This is a genomic window from Flaviflagellibacter deserti (assembly GCF_042652085.1).
Taxonomy (GTDB): Bacteria; Pseudomonadota; Alphaproteobacteria; order Rhizobiales; family Methylopilaceae; genus Flaviflagellibacter; species Flaviflagellibacter deserti.
Genome location: NZ_JBHSJF010000006.1, coordinates 510,691 through 525,373, shown reverse-complemented (window position 1 = coordinate 525,373; position 14,683 = coordinate 510,691). Strand labels below are relative to the sequence as shown.

The window sequence follows — 14,683 nt, the reverse complement described above, 5'->3', positions numbered from 1 at the left end:
AAGGGGCGCTCTCGGGCGCCCCTTTTTTGTTGCGGCTCCGGACAAAGAGATAGGCGCCTGAGCGCCCTTTCCCGTTAGCCTATCAAGGTCGTCTCAGACGATGCCGCTAGCCCAACCGACCAGTTCACTCAGCACCTGGGACAGCGCCCGGTCGAGCGAGGACGAGGCGGACGAGCCGTTGATCGCACCGCCCGCCGGGGCCTGGGCCGAGAACACCCGACCGGACAGGACACGGCCGTCGCGGGTGCTGACGATCTTCGCCGCGATCTCGACACGCGCCTGCGCACCGCCGCCGGCATTGATCTCGAAGGTACGGATGTCGGTCAGCAATTGATAATCGCCGGACAGCCTGTCGTCGGAACGGCCGACCGAGCCGATGCGGCCCGCATTCTCGAAGCTCTGGACGATGCGGGTCTGCAGCAGTTTCGGCAGCCGGTCGGACCATTGCGAGCCCGGCACATAGCTGACCTGATCGCCGCTGCGAACGACCATGCTCTGGGAATCGATCGTCTGGATCGCGGTCGGCTCGGCGACGACGAGGACGCCCTTGCCGGACGCCGCCCTGCCCTGGAATCCCTGCGCGGCGGCAAGATCGAATGTCGCGTTGGGACGCTCCGCAAGACAACCACCCAGGGCGAGGGCGATCGATGCGACGGCGAGCACACGTCGCGCGGAACCAAGCTCACTTTGTGTCGGCAGCACTCTGACGTTCTCCAGCCCTGGCCCGATAGCCTTCCCCGATCCGGCCGGCATCAGCGGCGCGGAGAGTAGTCCGAAACACCGCCGCCACCAAACAGGAACCGTTGGGGATTTCGTTCAAGTTCGCGCACCACACGGTCCACCCCGGCGAGAGTTTCCCGACCATTCGCGATAAGTCCACTCAGATCGCGCAGTCCGGTGCCAGTAAACTTCGTAATGTCACCGGAAAGCGACGCTGTGCGCTTGTCGAGATTGTCGGAAAGGATCCGGATCGACTTCGCAGCTTCGCGCACTTCATCGAACACGCCCGCGTTCTGACCTTCGCCAAGGAGCGAATCGGCGCGCTGGAGGATGCCGTCGACGCGGACGGAGGCCTTGTTCAGGCGATCGGACAGTTCGCGGGCATCGGAGACGATCTCGTCGACCGACGGCCCGTTGCGGGCCAGGGTCTCGGAAAACAAGGTCGCGTTATCGACGACCTTCCTGATCTTTTCCGGATCGACCGCGGCGACCACCGACTGGATGCCGGTGAGAGTCGTATTGAGCTTGTCGCTGGCGGCGATCAGGTTCGTCGTCACGTCGCCGGCCTGGTCAAGCACCACGCCCAGCTTCGGACCCACCGCGCCGAGTTCGATCGCGAACTTCTCCGCACTGCCGACGATATTGGCGACCTTCTGCGGGTCGACCGCTTTCACGATCTGACGCGCATCGAGCGTCAGTTCCTGCAACGGCCCGGCGACGGCCGAAACCGCCTTCGCCATCTCGCCGGTCGCGGCCAGGAAGTCGTCGATGCCGTCCGAGTTCTTGGCCAGCGCGTCGGTGAATTTCTGGACGTTGGCAATCGACTGGTTGATCGGGCCCGTATTGGTCTCGACCACCTTCTGCACCTGATTGAGGATGCCGTCGGCGCGTTCCATGATCTTGCGGGCGCCTTCCATCACGCTGGCATAGCCGCCCGGCTCCGCAACGATCGTAGGGAGGTCGCCCGCAATCGACGCCGCCAGCACCGGGGCATCGTTCTTGCCGCCCTCCAGCATCACGGAGGACACGCCGGTAAGGCCCTGCGACTCCAGCCGCGCCTTGGTGTCCGTCCGCACCGGAACGCCCGGGTCGACCGCGATCCTCGTGTAGATCTTGCCCGGCTCGCTCGACGAGAACTGGATTTCCGTCACCTCGCCCACCGTCAGGCCGTTGAACAGCACGGCTGAGCCCCGCGTCAGGCCGGATACCGAGCCCTCGAACACCACGCGATAGGATGTCCGGTCGCTCGAAGAATTGCCGCCGAACCACCAGACGAACCCGAACGCACCGACGAGCACCGCGAGCGTGAAGAAGCCGATCAGGACGTGATTTGCGCGCGTTTCCATCGATCAGCTCAATCCCTGCGCGGCCCGCGCACGCGGTCCTTGGAAATAGTCCTTCAGCCACGGATGAGTGGCCTTCCGCATTTCGGAGAACGGTCCTTCCGCGAGCACCTTCTTCTCACCCAGCGCCGCGATCCGGTCGCAGGCGCGCGAAAGGCTGTCGAGGTCATGGGTTACCATGAAAACGGTGAGCCCCAAAGTTCGCCTCAGCGTCAGGATCAGGTCGTCGAAGTCCTGCGCGCCGATCGGATCGAGACCGGAGGTCGGCTCGTCCAGGAAGATCAGTTCGGGGTCGAGGGCCAGGGCTCGCGCCAGGGCCGCACGCTTGATCATGCCGCCGGAAAGCTCCGACGGGTAGAGATCGGCGGCCCGCGGCTTCAGGCCGACAAGTTCGAGCTTCAGCATCGCGATCTCTTCGAGGAGACGCGGCGAGAAATTGGTGTGCTCGCGGAGCGGCACCTGGATGTTCTGCTTCACGGTCAGCGACGAGAACAGCGCGCCCTGCTGGAACAGCACGCCCCAGCGCCGTTCCACCGCCAGACCTTCCTTCAGCGAAGCCCTGTCGAGATCGACGCCGAACACCTCGACCGTGCCGCGCCTCTTCGGGACGAGTCCGATGATCGTGCGGGTCAGCACCGATTTGCCGGTGCCCGATGCACCTACAACGCCGAGGATTTCGCCCCGCCAGACATCGAGATTGAGCCCGTCGACGATCAGCCGCTCTCCGAAACCCGCCGCGAGATCGCGGACGCGGATGATCGCTTCCCGGCCGGGCACGGGTTCCGAGTGTGGGAGGTAGTATTCTTCGGTCAGTGCCATCGTCACAGACCGATTGCAGCGAAGAAGATGGCGAAAATGCCGTCGAGCACGATCACCATGAAGATCGACTTCACGACGGAGGCTGTCGTGCGGATGCCGAGCGACTCCGCCGAACCCTCGACTTTCATGCCCTCGATGGTCGCAATCAGGCCGATCACAAGCCCCATGAACGGCGCCTTGATCATGCCGACCAGGAAGGAATCCATGGTCAAAGTCTCGTGCAGACGGGCGAGGAAGACATCGAGGCTGATCCCGCCATAGACCAACGCGACCACGCAGCCGCCGGCCAATGCCGCGATCTCCGCGAGAAAAGCGAGCAATGTCAAGGAGATGATCAGCGCCAGCATACGCGGCAGGATCAGCACCTCGATATCGTCGAGCGCCATGACGCGGATCGCGTCGATCTCCTCGCGCATCTTCATTGAGCCGATCTCGGCGGTGAAGGCGGAGCCGGAGCGACCAGCCAGCATGATCGCCGTCAGGAGCACGCCAAGTTCGCGCAGAGCGAGGATGCCGATGAGGTCGACGACGAAGATCGTCGCGCCGAAATATCGAAGCTGGAAAATGCTCTGCTGCGAGACGATCGCGCCGACCAGGAACGAGATCAGGCAGATGATCGGCACCGCGCGCAGTCCAACCAGTTCGAGATGATGGACGAAGCTCGTGAACCGGAACTTCGAGGGATGCACGATCACCCGGCCGAGCGTCACCACGATCGCGCCGAGGAACGACATCCACGCCTTGAGGTCATTGCCGGCATTGATGACGCCGCGGCCGATATCGGCGACAAGCATCAGCGCGGCGCTGCCCTTCTTCGCCGGTGGCACACTTTCGCGCGGCGTGTCGGTAGCCACCGCATCGATCAGGATGCGTTGCTCCGGCCGTCCGCCCTCGATAACGCTCACCCCGCCGCTGGCGACGATCATCCGACGCAGACGGTCGAGCAGCAACGCGCCAACCGTATCGACCCGCGATACCTGTTCGAGATCGAGCGCGACCTGCCGGCCAGCGAGTTGCTTCGCCGTTTCCTCGACCAGTTCCTCCAGGTCGTCGGCGTGGGTCGCCGTCCATTCGCCGGAAAGACGCAATCTGTGCGCCTGCCCCAGCGAGGACGACACAAGACCCGGCCCGATTGCCGCTGTGCTCAAGGATTTCCGTCCTGCGGTGGATTGACCCGAAGGCTTCTACCTGAGAGAGGGCAGCTCGGAAAGACAAGAACGGTGGAGGACGCGATGAGCCGGGAGCTGGTTGTCAGGATCGAGCACTGGCCGATCGCCGGACGCTTCACGATCGCTCGCGGAGCCAAGACCGAAGCAGTCGTCGTCGTCGCCGAGATCGACGATGGCAAGGTTTCGGGCTTCGGCGAATGCGTCCCCTATGCCCGGTACGGGGAGACGGTCGAAGACGTTGCGAAGGCGGTCGAAAAGATGGCGGCGCGCGTGAGCGACGGCATCGAAACCAGCGATCTCCAGTCGGTTCTGCCACCCGGCGCCGCCCGTAACGCGCTCGATTGCGCGCTCTGGGACCTGGCCTCCAAACGCTCCGGCAGGCGCATCTGGGACATCGCCGGCATCAAGGCGCCGACGGCGGCCGTCACCGCATACACGCTCAGCGTGAACGAACCGGATGCCATGCGCGCGGCGGCCGAGGCGGCTTCGGCGCGGCCCCTGCTCAAGGTGAAGCTCGGCAAAGCCGGCGACGAGGAGCGTATCAGGGCGGTCCGCGCCGGGGCGCCGGACTCGGAGCTCATCGTCGATGCCAATGAGGGCTGGTCACCTGAGAACCTGAACGAAAACATCCGTGCCTGCGCGGATGTCGGCGTCACGCTGATCGAGCAGCCCCTGCCCGCCTCGGCGGACGAGGCGCTCATCGGCATCGACCGTCCGGTCACCATCTGCGCCGACGAAAGCGTCCATACCCGCGACGGATTGAAGGACCTGCGAAACCGTTACAACGCCGTCAACATCAAGCTCGACAAGACCGGAGGCCTCACCGAGGCGCTGGAAATGGCCAGAGCGGCACAGGATCTCGGCTTCGAGATCATGGTCGGCTGCATGGTCGGCACCTCGCTCGCGATGGCGCCCGCGCTGATGCTCACGCCGTTCGCCCGCTACGTCGATCTCGATGGCCCCCTCCTCCTCGCCCGCGACCGGCCGCAGGGGCTGGTCTATGACGGCTCGCTCGTCCATCCGCCCGCACGGCAGTTATGGGGGTAGGTTCAACTCCTTGTTGATTGGGCGTCTGAGGTTTGAGCTTAATTCTCCAGGAAGATTCCCACGATTCGGCGGCGGCGACCGCCTGGAGGTTGGTAGAGCGGATGGAGCGGCGCCCGCCCATGCCAGACGAGGATTATGAGGCCATCGAGGCCGCCGTGATGGACACGGCGCGCGGCCGCTGGTTCCTCGCCGAATTCGCGCGTCGCAACCGCAACGCCGACACCGCACTGCTACTTGATGCGATCGAGCGCATCGAGCGGCTGATGGCCCTCCGCCCCGCGCCCCCGGCGCCTCTCGCGCTGCCCTCGCCCGTAGAGACAAACCCGGTGCTTGCAGCTCTGGCGGCTCAAGAACAGGCGCCAACCCTCGCCGCGCCACAGTTGCGGCCGGAGCCGATCACGGCTCAACCACCAGCGGAGCCTCCCGCCCACTCCCCGGTCGCCGCCGCATCGGAACCCGCTGCCGCCTCTATTCCGCTGGCCTCCGTGGAAGCGCCTCCGCCGGCGCCGCAACATGTCGCCGTCCAAAAACCGGCCGAACCGCCTGCGCCTCCCATTCCTGTCGCAGCGTTGCCCGAAGTCGTCGAAGTGCCTCCGGCCGCGGTCGCCTCTCAAGAGGGACCGGAGCCCGCGCCCGTCATATCGTTCGACGTCGGAGAGCCCGAATGGTTCGACGACATCGTCTGGGGGCCTGTGCCTGGCGATACGGGGCCCGCGCAAACGGTGGCCGACGCCGAACTGATCGCTGTCGATGCCAACCCCGCTCCCGCGCGCACCGAACTCGCGCACATCGCGACGGCAGATATCGCGGAGATCGAAGCGCCTTCGATAGCGGCAGAACTCGCGCCCAACTCCGTTCCCGCCGTCTCGATTGAGGCGGTCCGGGCCGAGGCCGTGCCGGTTCAGGCCATCGCCTCGGAGCCGGATCCCGTCGCCGAAGAACCGGCGAATGTGTCTTTCATCGCTCCGGAAAGCCGACTGATCGAGGCCGCCGCGCCGCCCCTTGCCGAGGCCGAGATCACCCCGCTCCCGTCCGGCTCCTCGCCGCCGCCGGTGGACCCGGCCGATATCGACGCGATGAGCTTCGAACTGAAATCGGTCTATTTCGCCTAGGCCGTCTGGGGCGCTGTTTCGGCCTGCGGTCCCTCTTTCGCCATCTCCATTTCGCGGATGAAGATGCGGGCGCATTCCTGCCAGCTGTGTTCAAGGGCAAGGGCTCGCGCGTCTTCGCGCTTCAGCTCCAGCGCAGCGAGCGCCGCAACCCTGAGATCATGATCGAGCGCTCCCGCCTTGGTTCCGTGCAGCACGTCGATCGGTCCCGTCACGGGGTAGGCCGCTACCGGCACCCCGCTCGCGAGCGCCTCCAGGATAACGATGCCGAAGGTGTCGGTGAGGCTCGGGAACACGAAGACATCTGCCGACGAGAAGATCTCAGCTAGTTCCTCGCCGGTCTTCTTGCCCAGGAAAACGGCGGCGGGATAGCGCGTCTTCAGCATGTCCAGCGCCGGTCCCTCGCCGACCACCACCTTGGTACCGGGCAGGTCCAGCGACAGGAAAGCTTCGAGGTTCTTCTCCACCGCGACGCGACCAACCGACAGGAAGATCGGCCCCGGCAGATCGAGCACCCGCTTCTCGCGCGGCCGGAACATCTCTGAGTCCACGCCGCGCGTCCAAAGACGGACCTTGTTGAAGCCCCGCCCCTCCAGTTCACGCGCCAGCGAACGCGTCGCGACCAGTGTCCCCCGTCCCGCATTGTGGAAGCGACGCAGGAAAGCGTAGCTCCAGCTTTCCGGCACCGGCAGGCGCGCGCGCAGATATTCCGGGAAGCGGGTGTGATAGCTCGTCGTGAAGCTCCACCTGCGGTTCAGGCAGGCACGCCGCGCCGCCTGTCCTAGCGGCCCTTCTGTCGCGATATGCAGATGGTCCGGGGCGAATTTCTTGATGCGTACCGCCACGGCTCCCGGCGGCGTCATCGCCAGGCGGATTTCCGGATAGGTCGGCATAGGAATGGTCCGGAACATATCCGGCGTCAGGAACAGGACGTCGTGTCCCATCGCCCGCACCTCGTCGGCCACCCGCTCCAGAGTACGCACCACGCCGTTCACCTGGGGATGCCAGGCGTCCGTGACGATCAGGATTCTCATGGTGCGTCCTGCTGGCGGCGCTCGGTCACGCCGCCGCTGTCTGGGTCCCTGCCGCCGTTTCCAGCTCGGCAGCGGCGTCTTCCTGAATCAGACGGAGCGAGCGATTCCACCGGATGATCTCGAACGTGCCGTCATAGTTTTCGGCAACGGCGGTGCAGCTTTCAACCCAGTCGCCCGTATTCACGTACCGGATGCCGCTCGGCATATCGCGCATCGCCGCATGATGGATATGCCCACAGATCACGCCCTGCGCGCCCTGCCGCAGCGCCTCACCGGAGAGCGCGTCTTCGAATTCGCCGATGAAGTTGACGGCGTTCTTCACCTTCAGCTTCGCCCAGGCCGACAGCGACCAATAGCGCAGGCCGAGGCGACGGCGGATCATGTTGATGTAGGTGTTGATCGTCAGCGCGGTGACATAGGCCCAGTCGCCGAGCAGCGCGAGCCAGCGGGCGTGGCGAACGACCATGTCGAAAATGTCGCCGTGGATGACGAGATAGCGCGTGCCGTCCACCGCCTCGTGAATCGCGGTCTCGGCGACCTCGATGCCGCCGAAGTGCGAGCCGTAGTAATCGCGAAGGAACTCGTCGTGGTTGCCGGGGATGTAGATCATCCGGGCACCGGCGCGTCCCTTGCGAAGCAGCTTCTGCACCACGTCGTTATGCTTTTGCGGCCAGTACCAGCTCTGTTGAAGCCGCCACCCGTCGACGATGTCACCGACGAGGTAGATGGTGTCGGCGTCGTGGACCCTCAGGAAATCAAGCAGCAGGTCTGCCTGACAACCTTTGGTTCCAAGATGGACGTCTGAAATGAACAGCGTCCGTACCCGGCGGGGCTGGAGTCGTGCAGTAGTCATGGCAGCCATCAATCATGCTTACTGCGCAGGATTGTGACAGTTATGAGTTTGACGTCGGTTTTCTGTGATTCAGCGCCAAAGAGCGTGGAAATGGTGAACGGGGCCGTGCCCTTTGCCCACTGAAAGCAGGTCGGAGGCCTCGATTGCGGCGCTGATATAGGCCTTCGCGGCAGAGACCGATTCGGTCAGCGAACGGCCTTTCGCCAGTTCCGCGCAGATCGCGGACGACAGGGTACAACCGGTACCGTGCGTGTTCTGTGTCGAGATTCGCCGGGCCGGGAACCGACTCAAGCCCTCGTCGCTGAGCAGGATGTCGACGCTCTGCGGACCGAGCCCGTGGCCGCCCTTCACCAGAACCGCGCGACAGCCCAGGTCCAACAAGGTCTCCGCCTGGGCGATCATGTCCGCCTCGTTCTCGGCGAGCGGCGCATCGAGCAGAGCCGCCGCCTCCGGGATGTTCGGAGTGATGATCAGGGCCTTAGGGATCAGGACGGTTCGTAGCGCTTCGACCGCTTCTGGAACGAGCAGCCGGTCGCCCGACGCCGCCACCATCACAGGGTCGAGAACGACCGTCCCGGAATTGTAGCGCTCGAGCCCGGCTGCCACCGTCTCGATGACCTCGGGCCGCGACAGCATGCCGATCTTCACCGCCTTCACATCGAGATCGTCGAATACCGACGCCATCTGTTCGGCGATGAATTGCGGTGGCACGTCGTGGATCGAACGTACGCCCATCGTGTTCTGGGCGACCAGCGCGGTGATCACCGTCGCGCCATAGGCGCCGAGCGCCGAGAAGGTCTTGAGATCGGCCTGGATTCCCGCGCCGCCCGAAGGATCGGTGCCGGCAATCGTGAGCGCAATCGGTATGGTGGACGCCGTCTGGGCCATCCCGCTTTCCTCCGCCGGCATGACCCGGATCAGGTTCGTGGGTTGGCCTGTTACACAGGCCTCTCAGCGCAGAGCGCACCCCAAGGAGATTGCGGCGTCACATATAGCGCGACCTCTCGGGACGCAAGCGGCCCGCCCCACCACTGCTAGCCCGGCGGCGCCTCGGCCTCGCGCGCTTTTGCCCGTTCGATGCCGCGGCGGCGTTCGTGAGCGATGACGATCATGCCCGAGCCGATGACGATCAGCCCGCCGAACAGCGCGAACAGGTCCGGCAGGTCGCCGAACGCGAACCAGCCGATGCCGAGCGACCAGATCAGGGTCGTGTATTCGAACGGAGCGATCACCGAGGCTTCGGCATAGCGATATCCCTGCGTCAGCAGGATCTGCCCGACGCCGCCGAGAAAGCCGATCGTAACGAGGATCGCCATCGTTTTCATGTCGGGAACGACCCAGCCCCATGGCAGCGTGAACAGGGCAAACAGCGCCGAAAAGCTCGAGAAATAGAAGACGATCGCCGCCGTGGCCTCGCTCTGGACGAGGCGGCGCACCTGAACCATCGCGCAGGCGGTGAAGAAGGCGCCGGCCAACGCGAACAGGAAACCCTCGGAGGTCCGGTTGGCACCGGTTGAGCCGACGCTCAGCGAGGCGACCAGATCGCCATTGGCCAGATGCGGCCAGAGCATCACGCCGACGCCGACGAGGCCAATCAGCACCGCGAACAGCCGGGCCAGATGCAGAGGTTCGCGGAGGATGACAGCGGCCAGGCCGACCACCATCAGCGGCGAGGCATAGGTCAGCATGGTCGAGTCCGGCAGCGACAGGCGGGCCAGGCCGGCGAACATGCAGAACATGGCCGCAGCACCGACAGTGGTACGGATCAGATGCCCGCCGATCGACGCCGTTCGCACCGCCGAACGGATCTCTCCGTGCAACCCGAACCAGACCAGAATCGGCACGAGCGCGAGCGCGCTTCGAAAGAAGACGATCTCTCCTGTGGGCACGTCGTCGCCGATCATGCGGATCAGCGCCGCCATCACAGTGAAGGCGAAGGCCGAGCAAATCTTGAGCAAGATTCCGGTCAGCATCGGAGGCGAGATAAACCTCTGGAATCAATTGATTGAGAGCGACGTTCCGGCTTTCGGAAGCATCCGTCGAAAGGATGAATTTTCAGTGGAACTTTGCGGCCCCGGACCCGTTGTATGCGCGGCCAAACCCTTGTCATCGAAACCGTCTAGGCATGGTCTCTAGGCAGGGGAATCGGCCAAGTACGGAGTACCACATGTCGGACGTTTACCTGATCGAGGTCGAGGGGCGTGCGGTTGGTCTCGTTGCTCGCGAGAGCGATGGCACGAATTACCGGTTCCACGCAGCGGAACCGGGTGTGTTCTGCATTGACGGTCAGATCTTCAAGACCGCCGACGAGGCGCAGCGGGCAGCGAGAGCGGCGATGAAGGATCGCTCGCGCCACCTGGACCACACCGCCCCGCGAGCCGCCTAAAGCATTGGCCATGCGGCGCTAACATCCACAACTCCCGGTGCCGACGAAGCCCTTGATTTCGCACCGGGAGTTTGTGCTAGGTTCCCCGATAGAAGGATCAGCAAGATCCTTCAAATAAAACAGGGGAAACGCCTACAATGAAGAAAATGCATTTTGCTTCGCTGGTAGCTTTGTCGCTGGCGATGGGCACCGGTGCGGCTTTCGCTCAGGACAAGAAAGAAGAAATGCCTGGGCCGGCCGTAGAGAAGTACGCCAAGGACTTTCTCGCGAAGTGGTCGAAGGACCCGAAGCTTCTTGCCGCGATCAAGGCCTCGACGGCTGAGCACAAGAAGATGTCGCTGGACGACGTCACAGTGATGGACAGCCAGTGGCGCGTCGCCAAGAGCGGTCCGGAGAAGGAAAAGAAGGCGGTCGATTCGCTCACCGAGCTGACCAAGGACTCCCTTGAGGTGAACACAAAGAAGGGCGAAGAGCTGATCAAGGCAGCGCGCGGCAACGCCACGTCCAAATTCCTCACCGAGCAGATGGAGAAGGCCGAGCCCAAGGGCGCAGTCACCGAGATCTTCGTGATGGACGGCTGGGGCTGGAACGTTGGCCAAACCGGCGGCACCTCTGATTATTACCAGGGTGACGAAGGCAAGTGGCAGAAGACGTTCGCCTCGGACGGCGTCGAAGTTCTGCCGATCGTTGAGGAAGACGGCGTCCGCTACTCGCACGTCTCGCTGCCCATTAAGGACGGCGACAAGAATATCGGCGCGGTGACTATCGGCGTTGACGTCAGCAAGGTGAAATAATCAATCTCAATGGATTGAAGAAAGGGCGGCTTCGGCCGCCCTTTTTGTTGCCGGAGATCTCTTATGCAGGTCCGTCATCACCTACCGATCGCGTTCATCGTGGTCGCACTCGCTTCTCCGGCCATGGCGCAGACAGACTCCGCCGCACGCCAGAAGGTCGAGCGCTATGCGCGCGATCTGGGAGCGACCTTCACCTCCGACCCCGCACTCCGCGACGCCATCCGCGTCTCGACCCGGCAACACCGGAAATTTGGTTATCCCGAGACGCTTGCCGAAGACGCGCGCTGGCGCAACGAAATGGCAGCCGATCGCAAGGGCCCGCGGCCGCTTGTCGATTCGGTGTTCAACAATCCGGTCTCTGCAAAGCTGAAGGATATCGTCTCCTCCGCACCCGGCGGAGCCGTCGTCGATATCCAGGTCACGGACGGCTATGGCTGGAACGTCGCGCAGACCGCTCCGACTTCGGATTTCTACCAGGGCGACGAGCGTGCCTGGCAGTCGGTGATCTCCGCCGAGCCGGACAAGATCGTTCTGTCCGCGCCGGAAACTGGCGACGGCCGCATACTGATTCAGGCCGCGCTGCCGGTCGTCGACGGCGAATCCGTTATCGGCGCAATCGCAATCGTGGTCGATGCGGAACGTGTTCCCCAATAGGGGAAACCCGACTGCCCGTATCGTCCCGTTTGACAGGCCGTCACCGCTTCCCCATCTTCACGGCCGCTTCGGGGATTGCGGCCCCCTCCTCCCAAATTAGATTGCGACCATGGATCTCGTCATCGTCGAGTCGCCGGCCAAGGCCAAGACGATCAATAAATATCTGGGCTCGGGCTATGAGGTCCTGGCATCGTACGGCCACGTCCGCGACCTGCCGCCCAAGGATGGCTCGGTCGACCCGGATGCCGATTTCCGCATGTTGTGGGAGGTCGATGCCAAGGCGCAGAAGCGGATGGCGGACATCGCCCGCGCCGTCAAAGGCGCCGACCGGCTGATCCTCGCCACCGACCCGGATCGCGAAGGCGAGGCCATTTCCTGGCACGTCCTCGAAATCCTGCGTGAGAAGAAGGCGCTGAAGAGCCAGAAGATCGAGCGCGTCGTCTTCAACGCCATCACCAAGCAGTCCGTGCTCGACGCGATGAAACAGCCGCGCGAGATCGACGCGGCCCTGGTCGACGCCTATCTCGCCCGCCGCGCGCTGGACTATCTAGTCGGCTTCACGCTGTCGCCGGTCCTCTGGCGCAAGCTGCCGGGCGCTCGCTCGGCTGGTCGCGTCCAGTCGGTGGCGCTCCGTCTCGTCTGCGACCGCGAACGCGAGATCGAGGCCTTCGTTACCCAGGAATACTGGTCGCTCGTCGCTACGCTGGCCACGAAAAAGGGCGAGCAGTTCGAGGCTCGCCTCGTGGGTGCCGACGGCAAGAAGATCGGCCGCCTCGATGTCGGCACCCGCGAACAGGCGGAAGCCTTCAAACGCGCACTCGATTTCGCCCAGTTCACCGTCGCCTCGGTCGAATCCAAGCCCGGCAAGCGCCATCCCTACCCGCCCTTCACCACCTCGACGCTGCAGCAGGAAGCCTCGCGCAAGCTCGGCTATTCGGCAACGAATACGATGCGCACCGCGCAGCGGCTTTACGAGGGTGTCGATATCGGCGGCGAGACGGTCGGCCTGATCACCTATATGCGAACCGACGGCGTGCAGATCGCTCCGGAAGCGATCTCCTCTGTCCGTTCGTTCATCGGCCGGAGCTTCGACAAGCGCTATTTGCCGGGCGCGCCGCGCATCTACAAGACAAAGGCGAAGAACGCCCAGGAAGCGCACGAGGCGATCCGTCCGACCGACGTCACGCGCCGTCCGGCCGACGTCCGCAAATATCTCGATAAGGACCAGTTCGACCTCTATGAACTGGTCTGGAAGCGCACGGTCGCGAGCCAGATGGAATCGGCCGAGGTCGAGCGTACCACCGCCGAGATCGTCGCCCAGGCCGGCGGTCGCGGGCTCGAACTGCGCGCCACCGGCACCGTCATCACCTTCGACGGCTTCCTCGCCCTCTATAACGAAGGCAAGGACGACGATACGGACGAGGAAGACGCCCGCCGCCTGCCGCCGCTCGCGACTCACGATCCGCTCGATGCGAAGAACATCGCCGCCGACCAGCACTTCACCGAGCCGCCGCCGCGCTATACGGAGGCGACGCTCGTCAAGAAGCTGGAAGAGCTCGGCATCGGCCGCCCGTCGACCTACGCGGCGACAATCGGCGTGCTGCGCGACCGCGGCTATGTCGAGATCGACAAGAAGCGCCTGGTTCCGCAGGACAACGGACGCCTGCTGACGGCCTTCCTCGAAAGCTTCTTCCGCCGCTACGTCGAATACGATTTCACTGCCGGGCTCGAAGAGAAGCTCGACCTGATCTCGGATCACGAGCTCGACTGGAAGGAGGTCCTGCGTGACTTCTGGAAAGACTTCGCGGCGGCGATCGCCGGCACCAAGGACCTGCGCACCGGCGAAGTGCTGGATGCTCTCAACGAGATCCTAGGCCCACACATCTTCCCGAATCGCGCGGACGGCGGCGACCCGCGCGCGTGCCCGGTCTGCGGCACCGGCCGGCTGTCGCTGAAGACCTCGAAATACGGCGCCTTCATCGGCTGCTCGAACTATCCGGAATGCCGCTACACCCGCCAGCTCGCGACGCCCACCGAAGGCACGGACGACAAGGCAGGCCTCGGCGGCGACGGCAGCCGCGTGCTCGGCCAGGATCCGGACACCGGTCTCGACGTCACCGTCAAGGACGGCCGCTTCGGCCCGTATGTACAACTCGGAGAAGGCGAGAAGCCGAAACGCGCGTCCCTGCCAAAGGGCTGGTCCGCCGCCGAGCTGGAGCTGGACAGGGCGCTCGCCCTCCTCTCGCTGCCGCGCGATGTCGGCCCACACCCTGAGACGGGCAAGATGATCCAGGCCGGTATCGGCCGCTACGGACCGTACGTCTCGCACGACGGCACCTATGCCAATTTGCCGACGCCCGAAGAGGTGTTCGAGGTCGGCCTCAACCGCGCTGTCACGGTCATCGCCGAGAAGAAGGCCGGTCGCGGCGGACGCGAAAGCGCGCCGGCGAAGGTGCTCGGCGATCATCCGGACGGCGGGCCGGTCACGCTCCGGGCGGGCAAGTACGGTCCTTATGTCAGCCACGGCAAGATCAACGCGACGATTCCGAAGAGCCGCGATCCGGACAGCTTCACGCTCGAGGAAGCGATCTCCCTGATCGCCGCGAAAGCAGCGGCTGGCGGCGGCGGCAAGCCTGCACGCGGCCGGGCGAAGGCCAGCACTTCGGCAAAAACCGCGTCGAAGGCGAAACCTGCCGCGAAGAAGGCCGTTACGAAGAAGCCGGCGGCGAAAAGCCGACGCGCTTCGAGCTGACGG

At 64.4% G+C, this 14,683-nt stretch carries 14 protein-coding genes and 1 riboswitch; of the genes, 6 read left to right on the top strand and 8 right to left on the bottom strand.

Annotation, left to right across the window (positions count from 1 at the left end; genetic code table 11):
• Positions 1-93 precede the first annotated feature (93 nt).
• The 4 genes from ACFPFW_RS09525 to ACFPFW_RS09510 are packed head-to-tail and all read right to left on the bottom strand — an operon-like array spanning position 94 to position 4,030.
• Entirely contained in the window at positions 94-702 is a 609-nt protein-coding gene (locus tag ACFPFW_RS09525; RefSeq protein ID WP_379770445.1) for an ABC-type transport auxiliary lipoprotein family protein, read from the bottom strand.
• A gap of 50 nt (positions 703-752) precedes the next feature.
• Entirely contained in the window at positions 753-2,066 is a 1,314-nt protein-coding gene (locus ACFPFW_RS09520) for an MCE family protein (RefSeq protein ID WP_114955834.1), read from the bottom strand.
• A gap of 3 nt (positions 2,067-2,069) precedes the next feature.
• Positions 2,070-2,882 (bottom strand): ABC transporter ATP-binding protein, encoded by an 813-nt coding sequence (locus ACFPFW_RS09515; RefSeq protein WP_114955835.1) that lies wholly within the window; start codon positions 2,880-2,882, stop codon positions 2,070-2,072.
• Between the two features lie 2 nt (positions 2,883-2,884).
• A complete protein-coding gene (locus ACFPFW_RS09510) occupies positions 2,885-4,030 on the bottom strand; it encodes an ABC transporter permease (protein WP_379770440.1) in 1,146 nt (381 codons plus the stop codon).
• Between the two features lie 84 nt (positions 4,031-4,114).
• On the opposite strand from ACFPFW_RS09510, the gene dgcA reads away from it, so the two are divergent.
• A complete protein-coding gene (gene dgcA, locus ACFPFW_RS09505) occupies positions 4,115-5,098 on the top strand; it encodes an N-acetyl-D-Glu racemase DgcA (RefSeq protein WP_114955836.1) in 984 nt (327 codons plus the stop codon).
• Positions 5,099-5,217: 119 nt separating this feature from the next.
• Positions 5,218-6,210: a hypothetical protein gene (locus tag ACFPFW_RS09500; RefSeq protein ID WP_114955837.1), complete on the top strand. Its 993-nt coding sequence runs from the start codon at positions 5,218-5,220 to the stop codon at positions 6,208-6,210.
• Here the strand turns inward: ACFPFW_RS09500 and ACFPFW_RS09495 are convergent.
• The 4 genes from ACFPFW_RS09495 to ACFPFW_RS09480 all read right to left on the bottom strand — a co-directional run bounded on the left by ACFPFW_RS09495 (position 6,207) and on the right by ACFPFW_RS09480 (position 10,067).
• Positions 6,207-7,241: a glycosyltransferase family 4 protein gene (locus ACFPFW_RS09495; protein ID WP_114955838.1), complete on the bottom strand. Its 1,035-nt coding sequence runs from the start codon at positions 7,239-7,241 to the stop codon at positions 6,207-6,209. The genes ACFPFW_RS09500 and ACFPFW_RS09495 overlap by 4 nt on opposite strands.
• A 25-nt stretch (positions 7,242-7,266) precedes the next feature.
• Positions 7,267-8,094, bottom strand: a complete 828-nt coding sequence (locus tag ACFPFW_RS09490) for a UDP-2,3-diacylglucosamine diphosphatase (protein ID WP_379770435.1) — start codon at positions 8,092-8,094, stop codon at positions 7,267-7,269.
• A 69-nt stretch (positions 8,095-8,163) separates the two neighbouring features.
• Positions 8,164-8,982, bottom strand: coding sequence for a bifunctional hydroxymethylpyrimidine kinase/phosphomethylpyrimidine kinase (gene thiD, locus ACFPFW_RS09485; RefSeq protein WP_114955840.1), 819 nt, complete (start codon positions 8,980-8,982; stop codon positions 8,164-8,166).
• A riboswitch (TPP riboswitch) is annotated at positions 8,972-9,075 on the bottom strand. (Overlaps the previous gene by 11 nt.)
• A 53-nt stretch (positions 9,076-9,128) precedes the next feature.
• Positions 9,129-10,067 carry a DMT family transporter gene (locus tag ACFPFW_RS09480; RefSeq protein ID WP_114955841.1) on the bottom strand — a complete coding sequence of 313 codons (939 nt, stop codon included), beginning with the start codon at positions 10,065-10,067 and terminating at the stop codon, positions 9,129-9,131.
• 194 nt (positions 10,068-10,261) lie between these two features.
• Here ACFPFW_RS09480 and ACFPFW_RS09475 point away from each other — a divergent pair, with 194 nt between their 5' ends.
• From ACFPFW_RS09475 to topA, 4 genes are all read left to right on the top strand, one after another.
• Positions 10,262-10,480, top strand: a complete 219-nt coding sequence (locus tag ACFPFW_RS09475) for a hypothetical protein (protein ID WP_114955842.1) — start codon at positions 10,262-10,264, stop codon at positions 10,478-10,480.
• A gap of 137 nt (positions 10,481-10,617) precedes the next feature.
• The gene (locus tag ACFPFW_RS09470) at positions 10,618-11,274 is read left to right on the top strand and encodes a hypothetical protein (protein WP_114955843.1); all 657 of its coding nucleotides are present in this window, start codon (positions 10,618-10,620) and stop codon (positions 11,272-11,274) included.
• A gap of 63 nt (positions 11,275-11,337) precedes the next feature.
• On the top strand, positions 11,338-11,928 hold the full coding sequence (locus ACFPFW_RS09465) for a hypothetical protein (protein WP_114955844.1): 591 nt from the start codon (positions 11,338-11,340) through the stop codon (positions 11,926-11,928).
• A gap of 109 nt (positions 11,929-12,037) precedes the next feature.
• Positions 12,038-14,680 carry a type I DNA topoisomerase gene (gene topA / locus ACFPFW_RS09460; protein WP_114955845.1) on the top strand — a complete coding sequence of 881 codons (2,643 nt, stop codon included), beginning with the start codon at positions 12,038-12,040 and terminating at the stop codon, positions 14,678-14,680.
• Positions 14,681-14,683: the final 3 nt, after the last annotated feature.

What these genes read in the sequence shown, in the direction of transcription:
- dgcA (WP_114955836.1), top strand. Translation starts at nt 4,115, where the DNA reads ATGAGCCGGGAGCTGGTTGTCAGGATCGAGCACTGGCCGATCGCCGGA.
- topA (WP_114955845.1), top strand. Translation starts at nt 12,038, where the DNA reads ATGGATCTCGTCATCGTCGAGTCGCCGGCCAAGGCCAAGACGATCAAT.
- ACFPFW_RS09480 (WP_114955841.1), bottom strand. Translation starts at nt 10,067, where the DNA reads ATGCTGACCGGAATCTTGCTCAAGATTTGCTCGGCCTTCGCCTTCACT.
- ACFPFW_RS09500 (WP_114955837.1), top strand. Translation starts at nt 5,218, where the DNA reads ATGCCAGACGAGGATTATGAGGCCATCGAGGCCGCCGTGATGGACACG.
- ACFPFW_RS09515 (WP_114955835.1), bottom strand. Translation starts at nt 2,882, where the DNA reads ATGGCACTGACCGAAGAATACTACCTCCCACACTCGGAACCCGTGCCC.
- ACFPFW_RS09475 (WP_114955842.1), top strand. Translation starts at nt 10,262, where the DNA reads ATGTCGGACGTTTACCTGATCGAGGTCGAGGGGCGTGCGGTTGGTCTC.
- ACFPFW_RS09520 (WP_114955834.1), bottom strand. Translation starts at nt 2,066, where the DNA reads ATGGAAACGCGCGCAAATCACGTCCTGATCGGCTTCTTCACGCTCGCG.
- ACFPFW_RS09495 (WP_114955838.1), bottom strand. Translation starts at nt 7,241, where the DNA reads ATGAGAATCCTGATCGTCACGGACGCCTGGCATCCCCAGGTGAACGGC.
- ACFPFW_RS09490 (WP_379770435.1), bottom strand. Translation starts at nt 8,094, where the DNA reads ATGACTACTGCACGACTCCAGCCCCGCCGGGTACGGACGCTGTTCATT.
- ACFPFW_RS09470 (WP_114955843.1), top strand. Translation starts at nt 10,618, where the DNA reads ATGAAGAAAATGCATTTTGCTTCGCTGGTAGCTTTGTCGCTGGCGATG.
- thiD (WP_114955840.1), bottom strand. Translation starts at nt 8,982, where the DNA reads ATGGCCCAGACGGCGTCCACCATACCGATTGCGCTCACGATTGCCGGC.
- ACFPFW_RS09465 (WP_114955844.1), top strand. Translation starts at nt 11,338, where the DNA reads ATGCAGGTCCGTCATCACCTACCGATCGCGTTCATCGTGGTCGCACTC.